Annotated in this window: 15 protein-coding genes; 10 read left to right on the top strand and 5 right to left on the bottom strand. The window is 53.6% G+C overall.

The window, feature by feature from the left end:
• The first annotated feature begins 36 nt into the window (after positions 1–36).
• Both ACXADJ_RS06540 and ACXADJ_RS06535 read left to right on the top strand, forming a co-directional pair.
• Entirely contained in the window at positions 37–2,979 is a 2,943-nt protein-coding gene (locus ACXADJ_RS06540; protein WP_475064191.1) for an ATP-binding protein, read from the top strand.
• A complete protein-coding gene (locus ACXADJ_RS06535; RefSeq protein WP_475064190.1) occupies positions 2,979–4,691 on the top strand; it encodes an EAL domain-containing response regulator in 1,713 nt (570 codons plus the stop codon). The genes ACXADJ_RS06540 and ACXADJ_RS06535 overlap by 1 nt, the downstream gene beginning before the upstream one ends.
• 286 nt (positions 4,692–4,977) lie before the next feature.
• On the opposite strand, the gene ACXADJ_RS06530 is transcribed toward ACXADJ_RS06535, so the two are convergent.
• Positions 4,978–5,394 carry a DOPA 4,5-dioxygenase family protein gene (locus tag ACXADJ_RS06530; RefSeq protein ID WP_475064189.1) on the bottom strand — a complete coding sequence of 139 codons (417 nt, stop codon included), beginning with the start codon at positions 5,392–5,394 and terminating at the stop codon, positions 4,978–4,980.
• A gap of 148 nt (positions 5,395–5,542) precedes the next feature.
• Between ACXADJ_RS06530 and ACXADJ_RS06525 the strand changes: the two genes are divergently transcribed.
• The 6 genes from ACXADJ_RS06525 to ACXADJ_RS06500 all read left to right on the top strand — a co-directional run bounded on the left by ACXADJ_RS06525 (position 5,543) and on the right by ACXADJ_RS06500 (position 11,597).
• Positions 5,543–5,818 (top strand): hypothetical protein, encoded by a 276-nt coding sequence (locus ACXADJ_RS06525; protein WP_028292834.1) that lies wholly within the window; start codon positions 5,543–5,545, stop codon positions 5,816–5,818.
• Between the two features lie 177 nt (positions 5,819–5,995).
• On the top strand, positions 5,996–6,622 hold the full coding sequence (locus tag ACXADJ_RS06520; protein WP_475064188.1) for an alpha/beta hydrolase family protein: 627 nt from the start codon (positions 5,996–5,998) through the stop codon (positions 6,620–6,622).
• Positions 6,623–6,637: 15 nt separating this feature from the next.
• Positions 6,638–6,838, top strand: coding sequence for a DUF1656 domain-containing protein (locus tag ACXADJ_RS06515; RefSeq protein ID WP_475064187.1), 201 nt, complete (start codon positions 6,638–6,640; stop codon positions 6,836–6,838).
• A 3-nt stretch (positions 6,839–6,841) separates the two neighbouring features.
• Complete coding sequence (locus ACXADJ_RS06510; protein ID WP_475064186.1) at positions 6,842–7,702, top strand: efflux RND transporter periplasmic adaptor subunit; 861 nt, start codon at positions 6,842–6,844, stop codon at positions 7,700–7,702.
• 51 nt (positions 7,703–7,753) lie between these two features.
• Positions 7,754–9,826: an FUSC family protein gene (locus ACXADJ_RS06505; RefSeq protein ID WP_475064185.1), complete on the top strand. Its 2,073-nt coding sequence runs from the start codon at positions 7,754–7,756 to the stop codon at positions 9,824–9,826.
• Between the two features lie 415 nt (positions 9,827–10,241).
• Entirely contained in the window at positions 10,242–11,597 is a 1,356-nt protein-coding gene (locus ACXADJ_RS06500) for a DEAD/DEAH box helicase (RefSeq protein WP_475064184.1), read from the top strand.
• A gap of 173 nt (positions 11,598–11,770) precedes the next feature.
• On the opposite strand, the gene ACXADJ_RS06495 is transcribed toward ACXADJ_RS06500, so the two are convergent.
• Both ACXADJ_RS06495 and ACXADJ_RS06490 read right to left on the bottom strand, forming a co-directional pair.
• The gene (locus ACXADJ_RS06495) at positions 11,771–15,091 is read right to left on the bottom strand and encodes an efflux RND transporter permease subunit (protein ID WP_475064183.1); all 3,321 of its coding nucleotides are present in this window, start codon (positions 15,089–15,091) and stop codon (positions 11,771–11,773) included.
• A 4-nt stretch (positions 15,092–15,095) separates the two neighbouring features.
• Positions 15,096–16,265, bottom strand: a complete 1,170-nt coding sequence (locus tag ACXADJ_RS06490) for an efflux RND transporter periplasmic adaptor subunit (protein WP_475064182.1) — start codon at positions 16,263–16,265, stop codon at positions 15,096–15,098.
• Positions 16,266–16,857: 592 nt separating this feature from the next.
• Here ACXADJ_RS06490 and ACXADJ_RS06485 point away from each other — a divergent pair.
• Complete coding sequence (locus ACXADJ_RS06485; protein WP_028292828.1) at positions 16,858–17,094, top strand: GrxA family glutaredoxin; 237 nt, start codon at positions 16,858–16,860, stop codon at positions 17,092–17,094.
• A gap of 102 nt (positions 17,095–17,196) precedes the next feature.
• On the opposite strand, the gene ACXADJ_RS06480 is transcribed toward ACXADJ_RS06485, so the two are convergent.
• Positions 17,197–19,473 (bottom strand): methyl-accepting chemotaxis protein, encoded by a 2,277-nt coding sequence (locus ACXADJ_RS06480; protein WP_475064181.1) that lies wholly within the window; start codon positions 19,471–19,473, stop codon positions 17,197–17,199.
• 408 nt (positions 19,474–19,881) lie between these two features.
• Here ACXADJ_RS06480 and pap point away from each other — a divergent pair, with 408 nt between their 5' ends.
• Complete coding sequence (gene pap / locus ACXADJ_RS06475) at positions 19,882–21,408, top strand: polyphosphate:AMP phosphotransferase (protein WP_475064180.1); 1,527 nt, start codon at positions 19,882–19,884, stop codon at positions 21,406–21,408.
• Between the two features lie 6 nt (positions 21,409–21,414).
• On the opposite strand, the gene ACXADJ_RS06470 is transcribed toward pap, so the two are convergent.
• A complete protein-coding gene (locus ACXADJ_RS06470) occupies positions 21,415–22,083 on the bottom strand; it encodes a TIGR01621 family pseudouridine synthase (protein WP_475064179.1) in 669 nt (222 codons plus the stop codon).
• Positions 22,084–22,117 lie beyond the last annotated feature (34 nt).

Below are 22,117 nucleotides of genomic sequence, written 5' to 3'. Positions count from 1 at the left end.
CTTAACTTTAGGAACGGTAGTTTAACTGGTGCGGTTATGTCTCAAGTCCCGATCCCCGACAATGAAGTCCAACGGCTACAGCTTGCCAAAGAGCTGATTAAGCTCACTCGGGAGCCGTCGAAAGAACTGCAGAGCATGGCCTCACTGGTGACCGATGTGGTTGCTGCTGCGGTGGTGCAGATCAATCTGGTGGGTTCCAGCAGTGTTGCGTGCTGTGCATCCTGTGGTACTGAAGCAGAAGATGCTGGTCGCTCGGACTCGCTGGCAGCCTATACCCTGTGCGAACAGGACGTACTGCTGATCACAGACACGCAAAACGATGGCCGCTATGCCAGTGCTGCGCTATCAGGAGATTACGGTTGGTATCTGGGTGTTCCTCTAAGCGTTGAATCCCACACCACCGTTGGTTCGTTGTGTGTTTACGGACAACCAGATACACAGCCTTCAGATTCCCAGATATCTCATGCTCGCCAGCTGGCCAATTTCATTGCTCAGTGGTTACAGTTGCAGCTAACCAGCCGACAGTTGGAATCCGAAACGGCCGCCAAAACATACCACCTGGCGTGTGCTGACGCGCTGATGGAGGCGTCGTCCGCTGGCATGATTCGTATGAACGGCCGCTGCGACATTCTTGAAGTCACGCCCCATATGGTGAGTCTTCTGGGCTATCAGGCATCCGAGCTGGTTGGTTCAAACTGTTCGGCATTGGCACCAGAGACCTCGGTTAATGAGCGCATCACGGATGAAATATCAACGTATCTGCAACGGCCACACCCCATAGCTGGAGTTGATACTTATATACGCCACAAGGACGGCACGTCCGTTCCGGTGCATTTAGCCGTCAGTGAAGTGCCTGGTCAGGGGCTGATGGACGAAAAGGATTTTCTGGTCGTTGTTACCGCTGCCAGTGCCGAGCGAAAAGCCGACCTACGCCATCAGGACGAACGCATGCTGCTGCGTTCTGTAATCGAAGCCAATGCCGATCCGTTTTATGCCCGTGACGCCAGAGGCCGCTATCTAATTGCCAATTCGGCCGCATTGAAAAACGTTGGCGCAGCTGCTGCCCGAGGCACATCGCAACAACTCAATGAAGCTGAGCAAAAGGTACTGTCCAGCGGCCAACCGGTGAGCACCCGCGAATGGCTGGATGACGGCCGTCGTATTGAGGTCAAGTATTCGCCGTTAAAAGACAGCCAGGATGGTGTCCGTGGCGTGGTAGCGGTGGAGCACGACGTTACCAAGCTCACTCAGCTTTCCAATCAGGTGGAGCGAGAACAAAAGCTGCTGACGGTGTTGCACCGCGGCCTGACCGACTATCAGGCGTTGTTGTCGGGTGATGGCTTATGGGACTTCCTGATGGAAGCGCTGCGCGAACTTACCAATAGTGAATTTGCGCTGATCGGTGAGCTGGTGCCTGATCAGGAAACCAATGCACTTAAAATTCACTCAATTACCGACCTGTCCTGGAGCGAAGACTCCCGGCGGCTGATGGCAGCGTTGAAATCGGGTGACATGCGACTTACCAACGCAGACACCATGCTGGGAAAGGTTTTTGTGCATGGTGAAACCGTGCTCGACAACGACGTTCAGAACATCATGCGAAAAAGTGCTTTCCCACCGGGCCATCCAGCGTTGTACCGGTATCTGGGCGTGCCCATTATGTCGCAAGGCAAGTTGTTGGGGATGTACGCCATTGCCAACGGCGCGGAAGACTACGACGACGAGCTGGTTGCCTGGCTGGAGCCGTTCACATCCACCTGCGCCTTGCTGATTAACCTGTACCGGGGCTTTGCCGAACGCGAAAAAATCATGGAAGAAGTCCGCTTGGCTGGTGAGCGGGCAGAGCGCGCCAGCCAAGCGAAGAGTGACTTCCTGTCTTCCATGAGCCACGAGCTAAGAACGCCGTTAAATTCCATTTTGGGCTTTGCCCAGTTAATGCTGTCCAGCAAACACCCGCTGAATGACCGCCAGACCCGTCAGGTCAACCAGATATACGCCAGCGGCAAACATTTGCTGGATTTGATCAATGACGTGCTTGATTTGGCCAAGATCGAATCCGGCAAAATCACCCTCAGTATTGAAGAAACCAACCTTGATCAGGTGCTGGCTGAGGTGCTGGAAATTGTTGGCCCACTAGCCAGCGCCGCGCAGCTGAAACTGACCATTGATCAGAGTGGTGAGTTAGGCCAGGTGGTTATGGCGGATTACACCCGTTTAAAGCAGGTGTTCATTAATCTGATTGGCAACGCCGTTAAATACAACCGCGAGGGCGGTTCCATTACCGTCACCCGCAAGCTGGTAGACGGTCGTTTGGAAATGGCCGTTGAAGACACAGGAATTGGCATCGCCGAGTCAAAGATGGGTTTGCTGTTTCAGCCGTTTAATCGTTTGGGTGCAGAATCCGGAGCCATCGAAGGCACCGGCATTGGTCTGGCCCTGACCAAGCGACTGATTGGCCTGATGAACGGCGAGATCGGGGCATCCAGCGTAGAAGGCGAGGGCAGTCGGTTTTGGGTTCAGTTACCGATTGCCGAGAATTATTCAGCACCCAGTTTCCGACCCCAAACGCCGATGATTGGCAAAAGTGAACAGCATCAGGTCAGCCACACCGTGCTGTATGTCGAAGACAACCCAGCCAACCAGCAGTTGATGGAAGATATTTTTGAAGATGTCAGCCATTGCCAGCTGCAACTCGCTAACAGTGCTGAAGTCGGGCTGGAAATGGCCTGCGCCAATCCGCCAGACATTATTTTGATGGATATCGATCTGCCCGGTATCGACGGTTTTCAAGCACAAGCTATTCTTAAACAAAACCCGATCACCCGGCATATTCCGGTGATTGGTGTGTCGGCAGGCGCTTATGCTGCCAACATTACCCGCGCTAATCAGGCGGGCTTTTATGAGTACCTGACCAAACCCGTAGACATTCCCCAGCTGCTGAAGTTGGTGGACGAATTGCTGGAAAAAGGAAACTGCTGATGCCCAAAAGAGCGAACATTCTGGTGGTCGACGACAACCCGGTGAATGTCGAGCTGCTAAAGGACATGCTGGACGAAGAGGGTTATATCAACGTCCATGGCTGTACCGATTCACGCAAGGTGCTGGGGTTGGTGCAGGACACCAAACGCGATCTGATCCTGCTGGACATTCGTATGCCGTATATGGACGGCCACGACGTCATGGACCAACTGTTGCGCTACATGGGCGAAGATGCGCCGCCAGTGATTGTCTTGACGGCACAGACCGATTTGCAAACCCGTATGCGCTCGCTGGAATCCGGTGCCCATGATTTTCTGACCAAGCCGTTTGATCAGCCCGAGGTGCTGAAACGTATCGACAATCTGTTGCGGCTGCAAAACCGCATGAACTGGCAAACCAACCGTGCCGAGCGGATGGAAGAGCTGGCTCATCAGCGTACCGAAGAGCTGGAGCGGTTGTCGGTGGAAGACCCGCTAACCGGTTTGCATAACCGCCGGGCGTTAAGCACCCAGATTTCCCGCATGGTCGCTGCTGGCAAGGAACTGTCCGTGATGTTCCTGACGTTCAATGGCCTGGATGACCTGGCCCGGATGAACGGTTACGACGTTGCCGACAACGCCGTACTCGCCTTGCGTGATCGCATGCGGCGCTTTATTCCATCATCGACGTTCTGGGGAATCTGGAACGGTTACGAATGGATGATGGTGTGCGAGAACGACGACGCCCAAAAAGACACAGAACTGGCCGAGCGGCTGATCCAGTTGATGAGCGAGCCTTTCAATGTCTTTGGCTTGCGCTGCACGCTGAAATTATCCATTGGCATCGCCAGTACCCGTCACAGCCGCGACCCTGAACAACTGATTCGTATGGCGGCGCTGTCGGTGCCTGCTGGCGTTAACAGCGTCGGAACCTACTCCATCGAGCTGGAAGACGACCTGAAGCGACGAAACACCATACGGGCTGCCCTGCACCACGCGGTAAAGAAAGAAGAGCTATTTCTGCTGTATCAGCCCAAGATAGACGTGAAAACCGGCAAGGTGAGCGGTGCAGAAGCGCTGTTGCGCTGGGATGGTGAAGAAACCGGCTTTGTGCCGCCGGATCAATTTATCCCACTGGCCGAAGCCACTGGCGACATTCTGGAAATCGGCGACTGGGTGATCGATGCCGCCATCAACCAGATGCTCTGCTGGCAGCTGAATGAGGAAGTCGATCTTGACTTTCAGGTGGCGGTCAACGTATCGGCAGTGCAGTTACAGCAGGAATCCTTTGCCGATGTGCTGTTGGAAAAGCTCGACCGCGCGGCACTGGAGCCCAGGCACTTTCAGGTGGAAGTGACGGAGACCGGCCTGATGCAGGATATGGAGAAAGCTCTACAACAGCTGCACAAGCTTGGCCAGAAGGGCATCAGTATCGCTATTGATGACTTCGGCACTGGCTACTCGTCGTTATCGTATCTGAAGAATTTGCCGGTTTCGGTGCTTAAAATCGACCGAATGTTTGTGCGCGACATGGACACCAATCAGCAAGACCTGAATCTGGCCCGCACGGTGGTGCAAATGGCGGCCTGTTTTGGTTTCAAAACCGTGGCAGAAGGCGTTGAGCGGCAGGAGCATGTTGGTCTGTTAAAGGACATGGGTTGCGACATCATGCAGGGCTTTTTCTATTCACCACCGCTGAAACCGGAACGCCTGATTCAGTTTATGAAGGCTTGAATCAATAGATTTGTATCCTAAAGGGGACATCTATTTAATCCTGCACGGCTCTGCGCGAGTGTTGCCGTTGTTCAGTGCAAGGCGACGAATGCAGTGGAATGACGTGTCCTTTCCAAGTTCGTCAACACAGCACTGGGCGGCGGCAACCCGCGCCCTGCGGGGGCTGCCGGATGATCTCGACTCTGTGTCGCCGACTTTTGACTTGACCCGTCAGGCCTGCAAGTCGGCTTCGTGATTCGAAACCATCCGGCAGCCCAGAGTGAGCACCGGATTAAATAGATGTCCCCTAAAACAAATCGTACTTAACGCCGGCATCGGGCAGGCGCTCTAGCTTGATGGGACGTATTGCGCCCATCCAGATCGCACGCTGGCTGTGGTCGATGGTGTCCTGACCGGTAATCGGATGAATAAACACCGTCAGGCCGGCACGGTTCATGGTCAGGTAGCTCATTACCCCAGCAAAATCCTTGTTCAGAAACGCAAGCTGGCAACTCCAGTCAGGGTGCGGCCCCACCAGTTTTTCATGTACCCGTCCCATTTTCAGATCTGGAAACATCCCGGCGGCTTTCAAGCACAGCTGCCGGGCTTGTTCGACCGTATGCTCATCAAAGTACACATGGGCATGCCAGCCCTTGATGGGCGGATTAATCTGGTTATTTGTGTCAGTGGTTCGACTTGTTGATGCGGAAGTATCGTCGGTCATGGTGTGCTGTGCTATTGAATTGAGAATCGGGAATCGGGAATCGGCTGGCCAGTTTACCTGAGCCGACAAAGTCGGCAAAGCTGCCGGGTTCGGCGGAGTCTGGTAGCATCTGGCCCATCCTAATTTCTGCCGTTGGACCTTGATTACCATGCATGCTGTTCTGAGAAAAATCTTTGCGCCGATTCTGAATCTGTTTGAGAAAGGCGAAAGCGAATACATCTACAAGCCTTCCCATCGCATTATTCTGATGGTGGTAGGCGCCTTGATGCTGCTGTTGGCCTCGGGCTCTTTGGCGCTGGTGGCGGGTGGCTTGACCGGTGGTTTACTGCCAGGTGTGGTGTTTTTGGTCGTTGCGCTGGTGTGTCTGGTTGTGGGCGCGCTGGGAACGGATGAAGCCGTCGCGACCATTTGGAAGAGCAAATAATTCTTCCATCCCTCACCAGCTCTTATATGGCCAGTTCAAGTAAACATGGACAGGCGTTAGCCATTAAAAGTTTCAGCCATCCTGTCGAACAATCAATCTGAATTAAAAGGCATTGTTTCGCAGGTGGTTTGACTTTACGTTTGAAGCATCATCGTTTTATCAAATGGGAGCTTCAACATGGATCAGGATCGCATCATCGCCAGCCCGGAACAGCCCGACGAACTTATCCTGCTGTTTCACGGTGTCGGTAGTCACCCCGATAACCTGCTGACGACCGGCGAGTTTATTCGTGGTTTGAAGCCGAACGCCGCCATTGTGTCAGTCGGTGCGCCGTATGAATTCGATATGGGTGGTGGCTTGCAATGGTTTTCAGTGAGCGGGGTGACCGAAGAAAACCGCGCCGCGCGCATCAACGAAGTCATGCCGGAGTTTATCCAGCGGGTTCGCCGTTATCAGGCGATGTTTCTGGTGGGTTTTGAACACACCCGGCTGATTGGCTTTTCCCAAGGTGCCATCATGTCGTTGCAGTCAGTATTGTACGAAGAACTACTGGCTTGCCATGTTGTTTCGCTGTCGGGCCGAATGGCCAGTTATCCGCTGATGGCTCCGGTAGCCAACAATACCGTCCGTTTTTCGTTCATTCACGGCGCTGCCGATCCCGTCATTACATCCAATCAGGCGGTCAATGCCTCCAACCACCTTAAATCCCTTGGATTTACAACGTCGCTGTCGATTGTGCCGGGCATGGCCCACGAAATTAACCGTGAGGCACTGGCGCTACTGAGAGCGGAATTGCTCGATTAATTGGGAGTCGCACTGATGCTGCATGAAGTGTCATTTGCTGGTCTGCTGTTCAGCCCTTTGGTGGTCATTATTCCGTTGGCATTTTTGTTGTTCTGGCTAACGCAAAAAATCATGCACAGGCTCAATATCCGGCGATATCTCTGGAAGCCTGCATGGTTCGATCTTGCTGTGCTGGTCTGTTACGTCGGTGTTTTGGTCTGGATCTGGGAGCTTTAAGTCATGAAAAAACCGTTACAAATCGCACTCACACTGACTCTGGTCGCTGTTGCTTTACTGGTTGGCAAGTGGGTTTGGGATCACTACCTGTATTCCCCCTGGACCCGTGACGGCCGAGTTCGGGCTGACGTTATTACCATTGCCCCGGATGTCTCTGGCTGGGTGGCGCAACTGTCGGTAAAAGACAACCAGGCAGTGAGGAAAGGTGACCTGCTATTCCAGGTGGATGACAAGCGTTATAAAGCAGCCATTGTTCAGGACAACGCTGAGCTGGAAGTCGCTCAGTACGCGTTGGAACTGGCTCAGCATCAATTTCAGCGCCGTCAGAAATTAACCGACACCAATGCCATTAGCAGTGAAGATCTGGAAAGCTATCGTATCAAGACGGATTCGGCCAAGGCACAACTGGAACTGGCCCGTGCCAAGCTTGCCGCCGACCAAATCAACCTTGACCGCACCCGTATTCAAGCTCCTGAAGATGGCACCCTGGTTAGCATGAATCTGAATGCTGGCAACTATGTTCAGCAAGGCGCAGCGGTGATGTCATTGGTAAAGAAAGACTCCTTCTACGTCACCGGCTACTTTGAAGAAACCAAGATTCACGGCATTCAACCGGGGCAGGCTGCCAGGGTATTCCTGATGGGACGCAAACAGCCATTAACCGGCAAGGTCGTCAGTATTGGCAGCGGTATTGCCAACTCAAACACCACCACCAACAGTGAAATGTTGCCGCAGGTACAACAAACGTTTAACTGGGTTCGGTTGGCTCAGCGCATTCCGGTCGATATTAAACTCGATGACATCCCGGCCGACGTTCACCTCAGTGCAGGCATGACGGCGTCCATTCATCTTCAGCAGGAATAACGATTAACCTCAAAGCCAAAAACCCTTGCCACCTTAATCCCGGAAATCCAAATGAACGCGTTAATTGAAGCCGTCTTTCGCCCAGACAAAACCGCCTTGATGTTTGCGATCAAGGGTGTTTTGTCGATGGCGCTGGCGCTGTTCCTCGCCATGGCGCTGGGGTTGGATCGGCCATACTGGGCTGTGGTTTCTGCGGTGTTCTTGCAGGTTCGCCCGGAAACGGGGCTGGTGATCCAGAAGGGCATTATTCAGGTCGGCGGCACCATCATTGGCTCTTTGGTCGGTATCGCCATTTTGGCGGCGTTTATGCCATATCCGGAACTGGCATTGCTTTGTATTGGTGTGTGGATCTGGATCAACGCGGCATTGTCTTCCACGGTTCGCAGCATTAATTACACCTATGGTTTCGCCATGGCGGGCATGTCGGCGGCCATGGTGGTGTTGCTGACCATGGCCGATGCCAGCTCTGCATCCAGCCAAACGGTGTTTTCTATCGCCAGCTCAAGGGTGGCTGAACTGGTGTTAGGTGCTGGCTGTGCAGTGTTGGTAAGCCAATTGATCTGGCCCGTCAGCGTCAAGGATGGCTTGCGCAAAAACGGCCAGGTTCTGATTAACAAAACCCTCAAATACATGGAATTGGAGCTGGCCACTGACAGTACTCACAAACAACGCCACGACCATGCCGACCAGATTCTGGACACACTAATGGCGATCACTGATGACGCCAGCGGCGTTGCCTTTGAAGGGCCGGAAGGACCGGGGCGCAGTCGTGCCGCCAACCTGATGTGTAACCGGGTGATGTCGTTGATGGCTAATGTTCAGATTCTGGGCCGGTTCCAGCGCCAGTATCCGGACGAAGCTCATCAATGGTACGGCGAGTGGATGCAGCGTATTGCGGCCACGTTTGCGACCGTTGAAGCCACTCGCGACTACGAACAGGCACACAATGCGGCCAGACAGCTGCGTAAGGAACTGCTCCAGTTTCATCGTCAGTTTGAATTTCAGTCGTCGCTGGAATTTCGTCTGTGCAAAATCGCAATAGATCTGGTCAGCGATCTGATTGTGACGCTCAAGGCATGGCAAGCCATCGAGCAGACCGATCTATCTGATACCCAGCTCAAGGCCGTTAGCATCCAGAGCTACAAGGACGGTCTGGTGGCCGTTATCAATGCCACCCGTTCCGTGGTGGTGTTTGCCATCGGTGCGTTCATCTGGATTCAAACCGGCGCTACTGCCGCATTGATGTTAATGATCATGCCGGTGGTGTTTTCAATTATGTTTTCGCATTTGCCAACGGCCATGATTCCCGTGGTCGTTACCCGGCTGGTACAGGGGGTGGCGGTTTCAACTGTGGTTGGCTTGGGCGTATTGGGTCTGTTATCCCAATCCAGTGGTGACTTTGAAATTCTGGTAATGGTACTGGGAATGGTCTTTTTTCCGGGGCTTTTGGCCTTGGCCAATCGCCCGACCTTACCGTACGGCCTGGGTTTTCTGATTCCGATCACCATTATTGTGCAACCTTCCAATGCCATGGCGTTTGATGTGGCGCGTTCACTAGGTACTGCCATGGGCATCATGGTGGGTGTGGTGATTCTCTACTGGGTGTTCAAAATCATTACGCCCGCGGGCAATAAAACCATGCAGGGCAGGTTGCTACAGTCCACCGCTGATGATTTGCTGGAACTGGCGGACCGCGATCGTTCCGAACAAACGGAAGAATGGTTTAACAGCCGCATGGGCGACCGTCTGCTGAGATTGGCGTTGTCTGACCGTAATTCAGGATCGGAATTTCGGGTCATGACCGACCTCGGCCTTACCGGATTGAATCTTGGCCATGTGGCGCTTCGCATGCGGCGTATTGTGCAAGACCACTCTGATTCGCCGGAATCGCGGCGTCACTACGAGCACTGGCTAAAGGCGCTGGCGTCCAGTTATCTGGCGGCAGCGAAGGGACAGCAAAGCCCTCAATTGGCCAAGGCAAGCGAACAATTACAAGTCCACATGCAAGAGCAGCAAATGCCAGATGCCTTTCTGTCGCTTATTGCAGGTATGAATGAGCGGTTGGGGTACACCTTCCGCCGCACCGCCAATAACGTGCAGGAAATGAATCAGCGCATGCCCTAGGGACCCTCTGAATAACTCTGCACAGCTCTGCGCGAGTCCTGCATGTTGTCAGAACAAGGCGGCGAATGCAGCGGAATGACGGGTCCTTTCCAAATTCGCCAACACCGTTCTGGCGGCCTGCAGGCCGCGCCCTACGGGGATGGCAGGGCATTGCTGACTCTGTGTCGCTGATTTTTGACGTGACCCGTCAGGCCTTCAAATCAGCTTCGTGATTCAGCGTCGCCCTGTCATCCAGAGCGGGCACCGGGTTTTTCAGAGGGTCCCTAGTTTTTTGAGGCATGTTTTTTTGAGGTGTAGGTTTTTTCTGACAGGATCGGTGTAGCGCGGCGGGAGAGTGCTATCACCAGCTTCGCCGCCTTTGAACCAAGGCACAAATTCCCTATACTGCGCCGCCTTTCATTGCTGCGGCGTCGTCATGTCTGACTTTTCCAAATCCGGGCTGGATGCCAGCCTGCTGGCCATTCTTGAATCCCTTCAATACCACAAAGCGACTGACGTGCAGGCACAGGCCATTCCTTTGGTACTCAAAGGCCGGGATTTGATGGCGTCGGCGCAAACCGGCACCGGAAAAACCGCGGCCTTCACATTGCCGCTACTGCATAAGCTGCTTGCTGGCAAATCAACCGCGGGAAATAGAGTGCGAGCCCTGATTCTGACGCCAACCCGGGAACTTGCCGAGCAGGTGTTGCAGTCCGTGCAGACCTACAGCAAAGGGCTGAGCATTCGCAGTTATGCCGTGTACGGTGGCGTTAGTATCAATCCGCAGATGATGGCGATGCGCAAAGGTATGGATATTCTGGTGGCGACCCCGGGACGGCTATTGGATCTGTATCGTAATAACGCCGTCAAATTTGAACAGATTCAGTACCTGGTGCTGGACGAAGCCGACCGAATGTTGGATCTGGGGTTTGCCGGTGAACTGGATGAGCTGTTTTGCGCGATTCCTCGCAAGCGTCAAACCCTGCTGTTTTCGGCAACCTTTTCCCAGCGCGTAAAAGACATGGCGAGCTTTATGCTCCGCGACCCGGCGATGGTTGAGGTGGCGGAGGCTAACAGTGCAGCAGATACCGTTCAGCAATGGCTTATCCCGGTCGACAAAAAGCGAAAAACCGAGCTACTGTTGACTGTGCTGGAGCAGCAAAACGCCAGCCAAACGCTGATTTTTGTGAAAACCCGCCGTCTGGTAGACGAGCTGGAAGCCGAACTGGCGAGCCGTGACTATTCCGTCGCCTCCATTCACGGCGACAAAACCCAGGGCGCCCGTACCGCGGCGATGGAAACGTTCAAGGCTGGGGACGTTCGTATTCTGGTGGCCACCGACGTGGCCGCCCGAGGACTGGATGTCGAGCAGCTGCCGCTGGTCATCAACATGGAGCTGCCCATCAATGCCGAAGATTACGTGCACCGTATCGGTCGCAGCGGCCGCAAAGGCAACGCTGGCGCGGCCATCAGTCTGATCAGTGCCGACGAAGTGCAGCAGCTGGCAAAGATTGAAACCCTGATCAATCAACTGATTCCACGTCGCCCAATGGATGCGTTTGAGCCAGAGCATAAGGTCCCGGAAACTGCTTTGGGCGGCCAAATTGTTAAAAAGCCGAAAAAGCCCAAGAAGAAATTGATCCCGGGCTCCGGTGTCAGCATGGCGGAAGCAGCGCGCAAAAAGGGCAGTGGAGCACCAAGCGGCGGTCGTGGACGGGTGTTCGATGCCACCGATGACGGCGGCAAAGCCAAAAAAGATCATCGTAAACGCGGCCGCAAGCCGAAGCGTTAACAGGCGATGTGCGCCTGGTAGTGTTCAGTTGGCAGACTACAAATCTGCGAAGCCAGTGATGGGCACGAGAGCCCATCCTATGGAGAATATCAAGTTTCATCTCCGCATCTGCGTCGATTCGGCAATGAATTGCCTCCTACAAGTGACGTGTTCACATAGGCGCTTGCGCCTATCTAATCCATAACCACGTCACCGCGAATCCTCTCGCCAAGATTCTTCGGCATCCAGCTGTAATACAAAATCGGGATGACGATCAGCGTCAGCAGCGTGGATACCATGATGCCGAAGATCAATGCGATCGCCAGACCGTTAAAGATCGGGTCGTCGAGAATAAAGAATGCTCCGATCATGGCAGCAACCGCTGTCAGGATGATGGGTTTTGAACGTACTGCCGCCGAGCTGATCACGGCTTCTTCGAAGGACATGCCTCGCGCCAGTTGGTGATTGATGAAATCAACCAGCAAAATGGAATTGCGGACGATGATGCCAGCCAACGCGATCATGCCAATCATGGACGTAGCGGTGAATTGGGCGTCCAGCAGCGCATGACCAGGCATTACTCCGATAACCGTCAGCGGAATAGGAGCCATGATGATCAGCGGCACCAGATAGCTACGGAACTGGGCGACCACCAGCAGATAGATCAGGATCATGCCTATGCCGTAGGCAATGCCCATGTCGCGGAACGTTTCGTAGGTAATCTGCCACTCACCGTCCCACTTCACGCTGATGTCGTCGGTCAGTGCGGGCGGTTGGATAAACCACTGTTCCCAGTTCAGTCCGGTATTCTCGCTATCTTCAGACATTGAGAATGACATGGCAAACAAACCATATAATGGGCTGTCGAGTTCGCCGGCCATATCGGCGGTGACAAACACCACCGGACGCAGGTTTTTGTGGTAAATGGTCTTGTCGGCGATGCGCTTTTCGATGCGGAGCAAGTCGGCCAGCGCTACTAGAGATCCATCTGCGGTTTTTACTTGCAGCAACATCAATGCGTTCAATCCGGCCTTGTCGCCTTCACTGAATTCCAGACGAACCGGCAGTGGATTCAGAGTTCGCTCATATGGCAAACCGCTGTAAAGCCAGGAAACGTCCTCTCCGCCCAGTGCAGTACGAATGGCCTGGGTGATAGAAGTTTGGGTAACGCCCAGCATGGCTGCTCGCTGGCGATCTATGTGAATCAGCCACTTTTCCTGATCCGACTCGACGTAATCGTCTACATCAACGATGTCCGGCGTTTGCTCAAACAGACCACGAATTTCCTTCGCAGCGGCGATCTGGCGGCCATATTCCGGACCATATATTTCAGCCACGATGGGGGCCATTACCGGCGGGCCGGGAGGTACTTCAACCACTTTGACGTTGGCCCCAAGCTCTCGGCCGATTTTCTGGAGCGGCTCACGAACGGAGAGGGCAATGTCGTGGCTCTGGCGATCGCGGTGGTGTTTGTCGACCAGATTCACCTGAATATCACCCTGATTGGGCAAGCTGCGCAGGTAATATTGGCGAACCAGTCCATTAAAGTTAATTGGCGCGGCAGTGCCTGCGTACAGTTGTACGTCCTTGATCTCAGGTACGGTCATTAAGCTGTCAGACAACGATTCCAGTACCACCAGGGTTTCTTCCACAGGCGTGCCCTCGGGCATATCCACAATTACCTGGAACTCGGATTTGTTATCGAACGGCAGCATTTTCAGCACCACCTGTTCAAACACCGGCAGCGCCACGGCAACGCCAATCAGTGCAGTAATGCCAGCAAACAGCAGCACCCGCTTGCCGACTGAGCCTGCGCCCAGGAATGGCGACATCAGCGCATGGAAAAAACCGTGCACTTTGCCACTGGCTTTTTCTTCATGGTCTTGCGCGGGCAGGTTCTCAAATTGCATTGAGGAACGCTTCAACAGCTTGTAAGACAGCCAGGGAGTGACAACAAATGCCACCGCCAGCGAAATCAGCATGCCGGTCGAGGCATTGATCGGAATCGGGCTCATGTAAGGGCCCATAAGGCCAGAAACAAACGCCATCGGCATCAGGGCTGCGATGACGGTAAAGGTTGCCAGAATCGTCGGGGAACCAACTTCATCAACCGCAGTAGGAATGGCCTCCAGCAGTTTTTTGCCTCCCATGTGCATATGGCGATGGATGTTTTCAACCACCACAATGGCGTCGTCGACCAGAATGCCTATCGAAAAAATCAGCGCAAACAAGGACACACGATTGAGCGTGAAGCCCCACACCCAACTGGCGAACAGTGTGATTGCCAGAGTAATAAAAATGGCAGAGCCTACAATAATGGCCTCACGCCAGCTCATGGTCGCCAGCACCAATAAGATAACGGCCGTTGTCGCAAACAGCAGCTTCGACATCAGCTTGTCGGACTTTTCCTTGGCGGTAATGCCATAGTCACGGCTTATCTGCACGGCCACCGTGTCAGGGATGATGCGGTTTTTAAGTTGCTCCAGCCGTTCTGATACCGTTTGGGTTATATCGATGGCGTTCTGTCCCGGTTGCTTGGCAATGGCCAGCGTGACGGCAGATTGGCTGGATGTGTCGCCCAGCGCTCGGGTCATTACAAAATGATCTGGAACGTCGGCTTGCAGTTGGATATCGGCAATGTCTGCCAGATACACCAGCCCATTGGCATCGCTGGCAACAATCAGCTGGCCAATATCCGCGGTTGTTTGCAGTAATTCTCCGGCCTGAATCTGTATGACTTGGGCCTTACCGTTATGGTTCTCAACCACCGGCAGGCGATAACCGCCACGATTGGCCCCTTGCAACGCATTACGTACGTCGTCAAATGTCAGACCGTGGGCGTTCATACGCAACGGGTCCACCGTCACGTTAACCACCTGATTGCGTTCGCCAATGGTGTAGATATCGCGGGTGCCGGGTATTTTCTTCAGTTCGCTTTCCAGTGCATGAGCGACCTTTGTAAGATCAGCGCTAGAGGGAAGATCTGCGCTGGACTGGTTGACATCGGCGGTGTTTTTGGCCGACAGGGTAATCGCCATAATCGGAACATCATCGATACCCATAGGTTTCACCACCGGTTGGCTAACCCCCAGATTCTGTGGGAACCAGTCGTTGTGCATCATCACCTGGTTATACAGGTTCAAAATGGCCGTTTCGCGCGGTACGCCTACTTTGAATGCAACGGTCAGGATCGATTGGCCGGGCTGGCTGATGGAATAGATGTCATCGACGTCCTTGATTTCCGAAAGTACCTGTTGCGCTGGTATGGATATCAGCTGATCCACTTCACGTGCGCTTGCACCGGGCAGGCCGATAAACACATTGGCGAAGGTGACATCTATCTGCGGTTCTTCTTCTTTTGGTGTAATCATCACAGCAAATGCGCCCAGCAACAGACCAACCAACGCCAGTAATGGGGTGATGGCGGAATTTTGAAACGCCGCAGCAATACGACCGGAAACTCCCATATTGTGTGTTTTAGCTTTGCTGTTTGGAGCCTGGTTGGAATTCGTCATCGTTTTACTCCCCACGGCCGCTTGCTGAATCAGCAGGGTCAGCAGGGCGCTGCTTGCCTGCTACATTCGCCAGCGCAGCGTAGCCGTCGGCGGCGATTACATCACCAACAGCAAGGCCGGAAAGCACCTCAATCTGGCCGTCTTGCGTATTACCGACCCGAACCTGACGCAAGCGCCAGCCCTGCGCAGATGCCAGATAAACCGCCGTCACCTCCGAGCGCGAAACCAGGGCTGTTGCCGGAATCAGGATAGCGGTGCGCTCTGCGACCTGAAGACGAACGGTCGCCCACATGCCGGGTGTGATGTATGAGCCAATGTGCGCTGGTAATGCATCAAGCAGTGCGCGTAAACGCACGCTGTGAGTGTGTTGGCTGGCATAAGGGAATCGGGTAACACGGCTTGGTCGAATGACCTGCTCACCACTCGGTAACGACAATACAACCTGAACCTGCCCGTCAGTTGTCTGTTGCGCAAGCCGTTGGGGAATATCAGCGACCGCACGCAATGGGCTGAGGGCCAAACCGCTCATAAGCGGCGTGCCCGGGTTGACCAGTTCGCCAACCTCGACCAGGCGGGACGTGACGATACCTGAGTAGGGCGCAGTAATACGCGTGTAGGCCAACGACAGCTGCGCTTGCTCTACTGCTGCACTGGCTGCCCGGACCGCCGCTGCCGCAGATTCAGACTGAGCAATAACGGTATCTAACTGGCCTTGTGACAGGCTGCCCTGCTGGTGTAACCGTTGGCTTCTGGTCAGCGTTTTTTGGGCATCTTCATTGGTGGCGGCAGCCCTCGCCAGTTGAGCATTGGCTTGGGTCAATTGGGCTTGTTGCTCGGCATTGTCCAACTCAATCAATAACGCGCCTTTCTCGACGGTATCGTTCACATCGGCATGAAGGGCCAACACGCGTCCGCTGGTTTGCGCGGAAATAGTGCTTTGGTTAACAGCTTCCAGTGTGGCGGGAATATCGTAGTAGACGGTGATTTGTTGGGTCGAAACGGTCACACGTTCAGTCATGCGAACAGAACTGTTGGCGGAATTTGGTTCTGTAGCTGACGCGACAACTGCCGTTAAGCCCCCGACTGCGGCTATCACGGTCAGCAGGCCCGACTGAATCAATCGACCAACAGTCTTTGAAGAAAGAATGATAGAGGAGCTGGCAAGCTTGATCATGGACGCCTCGGTTTGGTGTGCGTGAACTTAAGGGGGACATCTATTTAATCCTGCACGGCTCTGCGCGAGTGTTGCCGTTGTTCAGTGCAAGGCGACGAATGCAGTGGAATGACGTGTCCTTTCCAAGTTCGTCAACACAGCACTGGGCGGCGGCAACCCGCGCCCTGCGGGGGCTGCCGGATGATCTCGACTCTGTGTCGCCGACTTTTGACTTGACCCGTCAGGCCTGCAAGTCGGCTTCGTGATTCGAAACCACCCGGTAGCCCAGAGTGAGCACCGGATTAAATAGATGTCCCCTAAGGGTTACTGGTCAATCTTCCCAAAAATCAAGGATTGATATAACTACATAACCAATACAGAATATTATCAAGTTCAGCTCAACGCAAGTAGGCCTCATGGATAGAAGCGGTTTGCAATGTTGCTCGTCTGAAGGGCATGGCGCAGAAGCTATGGCATTAATAGCCAATTCTGATTTAACAGATCAAAAATCAAGATTTAATCTATTAATAACTTGGACAATGTTTCAAAGAACCTGTTTAGCGATGCAGGAAGTCAAACCTGTATCGCTGCTGAACTGCTGGAGTGACATGACATGCAACGCGTTACTATTTTTGGCCGTCAGGGTTGTGGCTATTGCCGACGTGCAAAGGAACTCTGCGAGCTGAAAGATTTTGATTTCAAATACATAGATATTATTGACGAAGGAATCAGCAAGGCCGATCTGGAACAGACTATCGGTAAGCCAGTGCATACCGTGCCGCAAATTTTCGTTGGCCAGAAGCACGTCGGTGGCTATACCGAATTCGCGGCCATGGTAAACGGCCGCTGACATCACCAAATTCCGCACCCTGGAATCGACGGCAGCCCCGGCGTCAGACTGTTCTGACACATAGTCGGGGCCGCTGCTCGTTATTTCCCTCTAACCGACAGATCAGGCTTGGCGATTGAATTGTTCGATCAGGGTGTCCAGCTGATTGGCCAACCCTGAGATCCGATTACCAATAGCATCCAGGTCTTCTGTAGACGCCGCGGTCTGGCGAGCCATCTGATTGACCTGTTCAATGTTGTCGCTGACGGAGTGGATCAGGTTTTTCTGATTGCTGGCTGTCTCCGCAATCGATCCGTTCATACGGGTAATCTCTTCACTGATGCTTACTACAGAAGCCAGTTGCTCACCAGCCTCTGTGGTTTTTGCCACACAATCATGGGTGCGTTCGGCACTGCTGATCATGGTGCTGACCGCTGTCTGGGTGCCGCTTTGCAGGGCTTCGATGGTTTCGGCAATGGTGTGGGTTTCTTTCTGGATGCGTTGTGACAGGTTTCGTACCTCATCTGCCACCACCGCAAAGCCACGGCCATTTTCACCGGCTCGGGCAGCCTCAATAGCCGCGTTCAAAGCCAACAGGTTGGTTTGGTTTGAAATATCTTCAATGACGGCCAGCACGGTGACGATGTTCTGTACGTCGTTCTCAACGTTGGAGAGCAAGCCAGAGGTGTTGGTAACTTCTTCGGCCACTCCTCGAATCACGCTGACGGTGTCGACGGTGAGCGTTTGGCCCTGACGGGAAATATCACTCGCTTGCAGCGCGACCTTGGTGGTGGAAGCGGCGTATTCGGAATTACGATCCACGTTGCTGGAAATTTCATGAATAGCGCCAACCACTTCGCTGATGCGACGACTTTGTTCGTTAGTGGTCTGCTTGCTGGTGTCGCTGACCTTGGTCATTTCACGACTCTGCACAATCAGCTCGTCAGCGGTAGATGCCACCTGTTGCACCACTTTGTCTATCTTCGAAACGAACACATTGAATTGCCCGGCCAGCTGGGCAATTTCATCTTTGCCATCCTCCGGCAAACGGACTTTCAGCGTGCCACTGCCAGAAGCAATGTCTTTCATATTGGAAGTGATGTTTTGCAGCGGTTTGAAAATAAACCCGGCAATCAGCACGATTACGGCGGCGGCCAGTGGCATTATTATCAGGGATATCACCAGAATGTTATTGGTCAGGCTAGCGGCAAGATGATCGGCACTGGCCAACGCTTCGGTCTGACTGATTTCGGCGATAATGACCCAATCAAGCCCTTCAATGGCGATCGGCGAATAGCTGGATAGCCAGTTTTTTCCGTCATGTACCACCAGGCCCGTGCCATGTTGGCCTTGCAGTGCCAGATCAACAGATGGCGTAGACATTTTCTGCTGACCAATCCCTGCATGAGATTTGCCGTCACTCTGGTGATTGCCAGACAGGGCCCGGCTGGTGCTGCGCAAGGCTTCATCCGGGCCCACCAGATAAGACTCACCAGTTTTACCCAAACCAATTTTTTCCCATTGGCCGCCATTGGTCATGATCTGGTCGATATTGTCGATCGGAAACTGCACCAAAAATACGCCGCGCAAGCGTTTGAACTTGAACAGTGGTACCGCCATAAACGCTTCGGGCGCATTCATAAGCGGTGGGAACAGGGATATGTCTTCGATAATGACGTTGGAGTCTGACGCCTGACTGGCGCGTTCAAAGGCCCGACCCAATCCGGTATCAGCAAAGACGCCGGTTTTCAGATTGGTACCCAGTTCAAACCCTTTATTGAGCGAGTAGTTTACCTTGCCATCGGCACCAACCAGGTAAACATCCCCAAAGCCAAATTTTTCTGCGTATTGCAAAAAGCTGCGGTGGTATGAGGCGTGATTGGCACTGTAGGGGGAGTTGCTATCGGCGGCTTGGGTCTCCAGTAAACGTTTGTCGCCCACATCATTGGGGTTGTTGGCGATATAGTGATATTGCAGCAACCAGCTGGCGTCGTCGAAGTTGCTAAAGTACTGTTCAGTGGTCGGGGCCGGCTGGCCGGTTTGCTGTTGGTAAGGGCCAGCGAAATGCGTTTGGTAGTAGTCTCGCACTTGCTGCTTCATATCTTCCGTCAGCGAACTGGTCAGTGGGTATTCCTCCACACCGCTCAAAAAGACATGACTGGCCGCGAAGGTGTTCTGATCCTGCGACAGCACCTCTACCTGATTGCGAAGTGTCGACAGGTACTCTTCAACATGGCTTTTCTTGGCTTCCAATGTGGATTGCAGCGTATCGTAAGCAAGCTGCTCCAGTGCTTTATGAGTACTGGATGAGGCCGTGTTATTGACCACCAGACCGATGGTTACAATGGTGGTGGCGATGATGGCCAGCATGGCCAATATCAATCGGGATTTAAGTGTCATGGTCACGAGCCTGCGGCAGCCTGAATTCGGACGTTAACTAGGGACCCTCTGAATAACTCGGTGACCGCTCTGGATGTCAGGGCGATGCTGAATCACGAAGCTGATTTGCAGGCCTGACGGGTCAAGTCAAAAATCAGCGACACTGAGTCAGTAATGCCCTGCCATCCCCTTTGGGCGCGGTCTGTAGTCTGCCAGAACGGTGTTGGCGAATTTGAAAAGGACGCGTCATTTCGCTGCATTCACCGCCTTGTTCTGACAACCTGCAGGACTCGCGCAGAGCTGTGCAGAGTTATTCAGATGGTCCCTTTAGACTAGTCAATGACACCCCATGCGCCATGAGCGAGGATAAATGAGAGCTATTTAAAGGACGCTGATTGACTAACCTGTCTTGTTGAAAAGGAATTTCCAATGTTTGAAATAGCAGAGCTTGGCCAGAGTTTGAGTGACGATGATTACGGCAGGGAAGTGCCGTTATTGCGAACGCGTTTGCTGGAAATGCAGCAAGCATTGAAAGACGCGCCGTTCCCTGTCGTTGTTCTGATTTCCGGAAGTGACGGCTCGGGCAAAGGTGACATGGTCAATAAACTCAATGAGTGGATGGACCCAAGGCTGATGCGCACCTTTGCGTTTGGAGATAAAACCCAGGACGAGCGAGAACGTCCGGATTACTGGCGATTCTGGCGAAAATTGCCAGCCAAGGGTCGAATTGGGCTCTATGTAGGCTCCTGGTACAGCGACCCGATTGCCCGCAGAGTTGCTGGAATAACCAGCGATGCCGGCCTGGACGCCGAGTTAATACGGATACGCTTGTTCGAACGCACCTTGATTGCCGATGGCGCGTTGGTAATCAAGCTCTGGTTACATCTTTCTCATGAACAACAAAAAGCCCGACTGGAAGCCCTGGCCGCCGATCCTCTTACCCGTTGGCGGGTGACGGACAAAGATCGCGAGCATTTGGGCCTGTACAAGAGGTTTCGCGGCATTGCTGAGCATACCTTACGGCAAACCAGCACCGACGTAGCACCATGGGTCGTGGTTGAAAGTGGCGATGCCAATTATCGTAATTTCACCGTCGGCGAGCACATTCTGCAACGTATTCTGCACCACCTGGATCATTGCGGCCGTTCTTCCGGCAAGCATCACAGTGAAAAAGATTCGGGCGACGGCGAAGACAATCATGCGGATTCGATACCACACATTCATCGCCCACGTACCTTGCTGGGCAGCCTCGACCTGAGCCAGTCGTTGTCGAAAGACGAGTACCAGCAACAGCTGGAGTTGTGGCAAGGCAAGCTGGCGGTACTAGCCAGAGAAGCCCAGCGGCAAGCGGTATCCATGGTGATTGTGCTGGAAGGCTGGGATGCGGCTGGCAAAGGTGGCGTGATACGCCGGGTGATTCCGGCACTGGATGCTCGTAACTACCAGGTCATTCCCATTGCAGCACCAACAGATGAAGAGCAGGACCATCATTATTTGTGGCGTTTTTGGCGTCACTTACCCCGCGATGGCAAGGTGACCATCTACGATCGCAGCTGGTACGGTCGGGTATTGGTTGAGCGGGTAGAAGACTTTGCCTGTCAGGGGGAGTGGCAGCGAGCCTTCAGTGAAATTAATGATTTTGAATCCCAGTTGGTCGAGCACGGCACGCTGGTGAGTAAATTCTGGCTGCACATTGATCCGGATGAGCAACTAAAGCGCTTCAAGGAACGCGAAAAAGTGAGCTACAAGCGCCACAAGATCACCGACGAAGACTATCGCAACCGTGAGCGTTGGGCCGATTACGAAACCGCAGTGAATGACATGGTTGAGCGTACCAGTACTGAACTGGCTCCATGGCATTTGATTGCTGCCAACAACAAACGTTTTGCTCGGATTCAGGTGCTAAAACAGCTCTGCAAAAGCCTGCAACAGAGGCTGAAAACCGAAGATAACTAACTCGTGTTATAGAAGGTTCCAGGGGCTTTGCCAAGCGTCGGGTAGAGCAGGCCACTGCTCGGTTTCGCCAGGAGCACAAAGCAGACGATGAGTGTCGCCATTGTACTCAAACACAACCGCATAGGCGTGCAAATACGTTCGGCTTGCGGTTGCGCCTTTATAGCGTACATCGCCGTCAATGGCGGTGCCCAGACTTTTGAGTGCCACCCGTAGCTGATGAGTGCGACCGGTTTTGGGCGCCAACAAATAGCCCCGTTGACCCGAGTTTTCGTCAAAATGGCTGATAAAGCGGGTGATGGCCGGATTATCCTGACTGCGGGTCAGTTTCCAGCAACCATTGCGGGTTTTGACCATATCCCCCTTGATCAGCCCCTGCTTTTTGGCGGGCTTGCCGGAGGCTTTGGCGAGGTAGTACTTCTGAATCTGGTGCTGTTCGAACAGCAGGCCCAGCTTGGCGGCGGCTTCTGCACTGCGTGCCAGCAATAGAATGCCAGAGGTTACCTTGTCGAGCCGGTGCGCTGGCCACAGCTTCTGCTGGAACTGCTGTTCGCACTGAACCACCAGTCCTGCCTCGCCATCTGCACTGTGCATGCCAATGCCTACGGGTTTATTGATGGCCAGCCACTCCGGATGTTGGTACAGCAACTCAATGGCGTGTTCGGATGTAACGGACATGGCGTGAAAAATCGGCAGCAGGGAGAAAGGGGCG

This window comes from Oceanobacter sp. ABM4_470, assembly GCF_056158645.1.
This window is presented reverse-complemented; position numbering and strand designations above follow the sequence as displayed.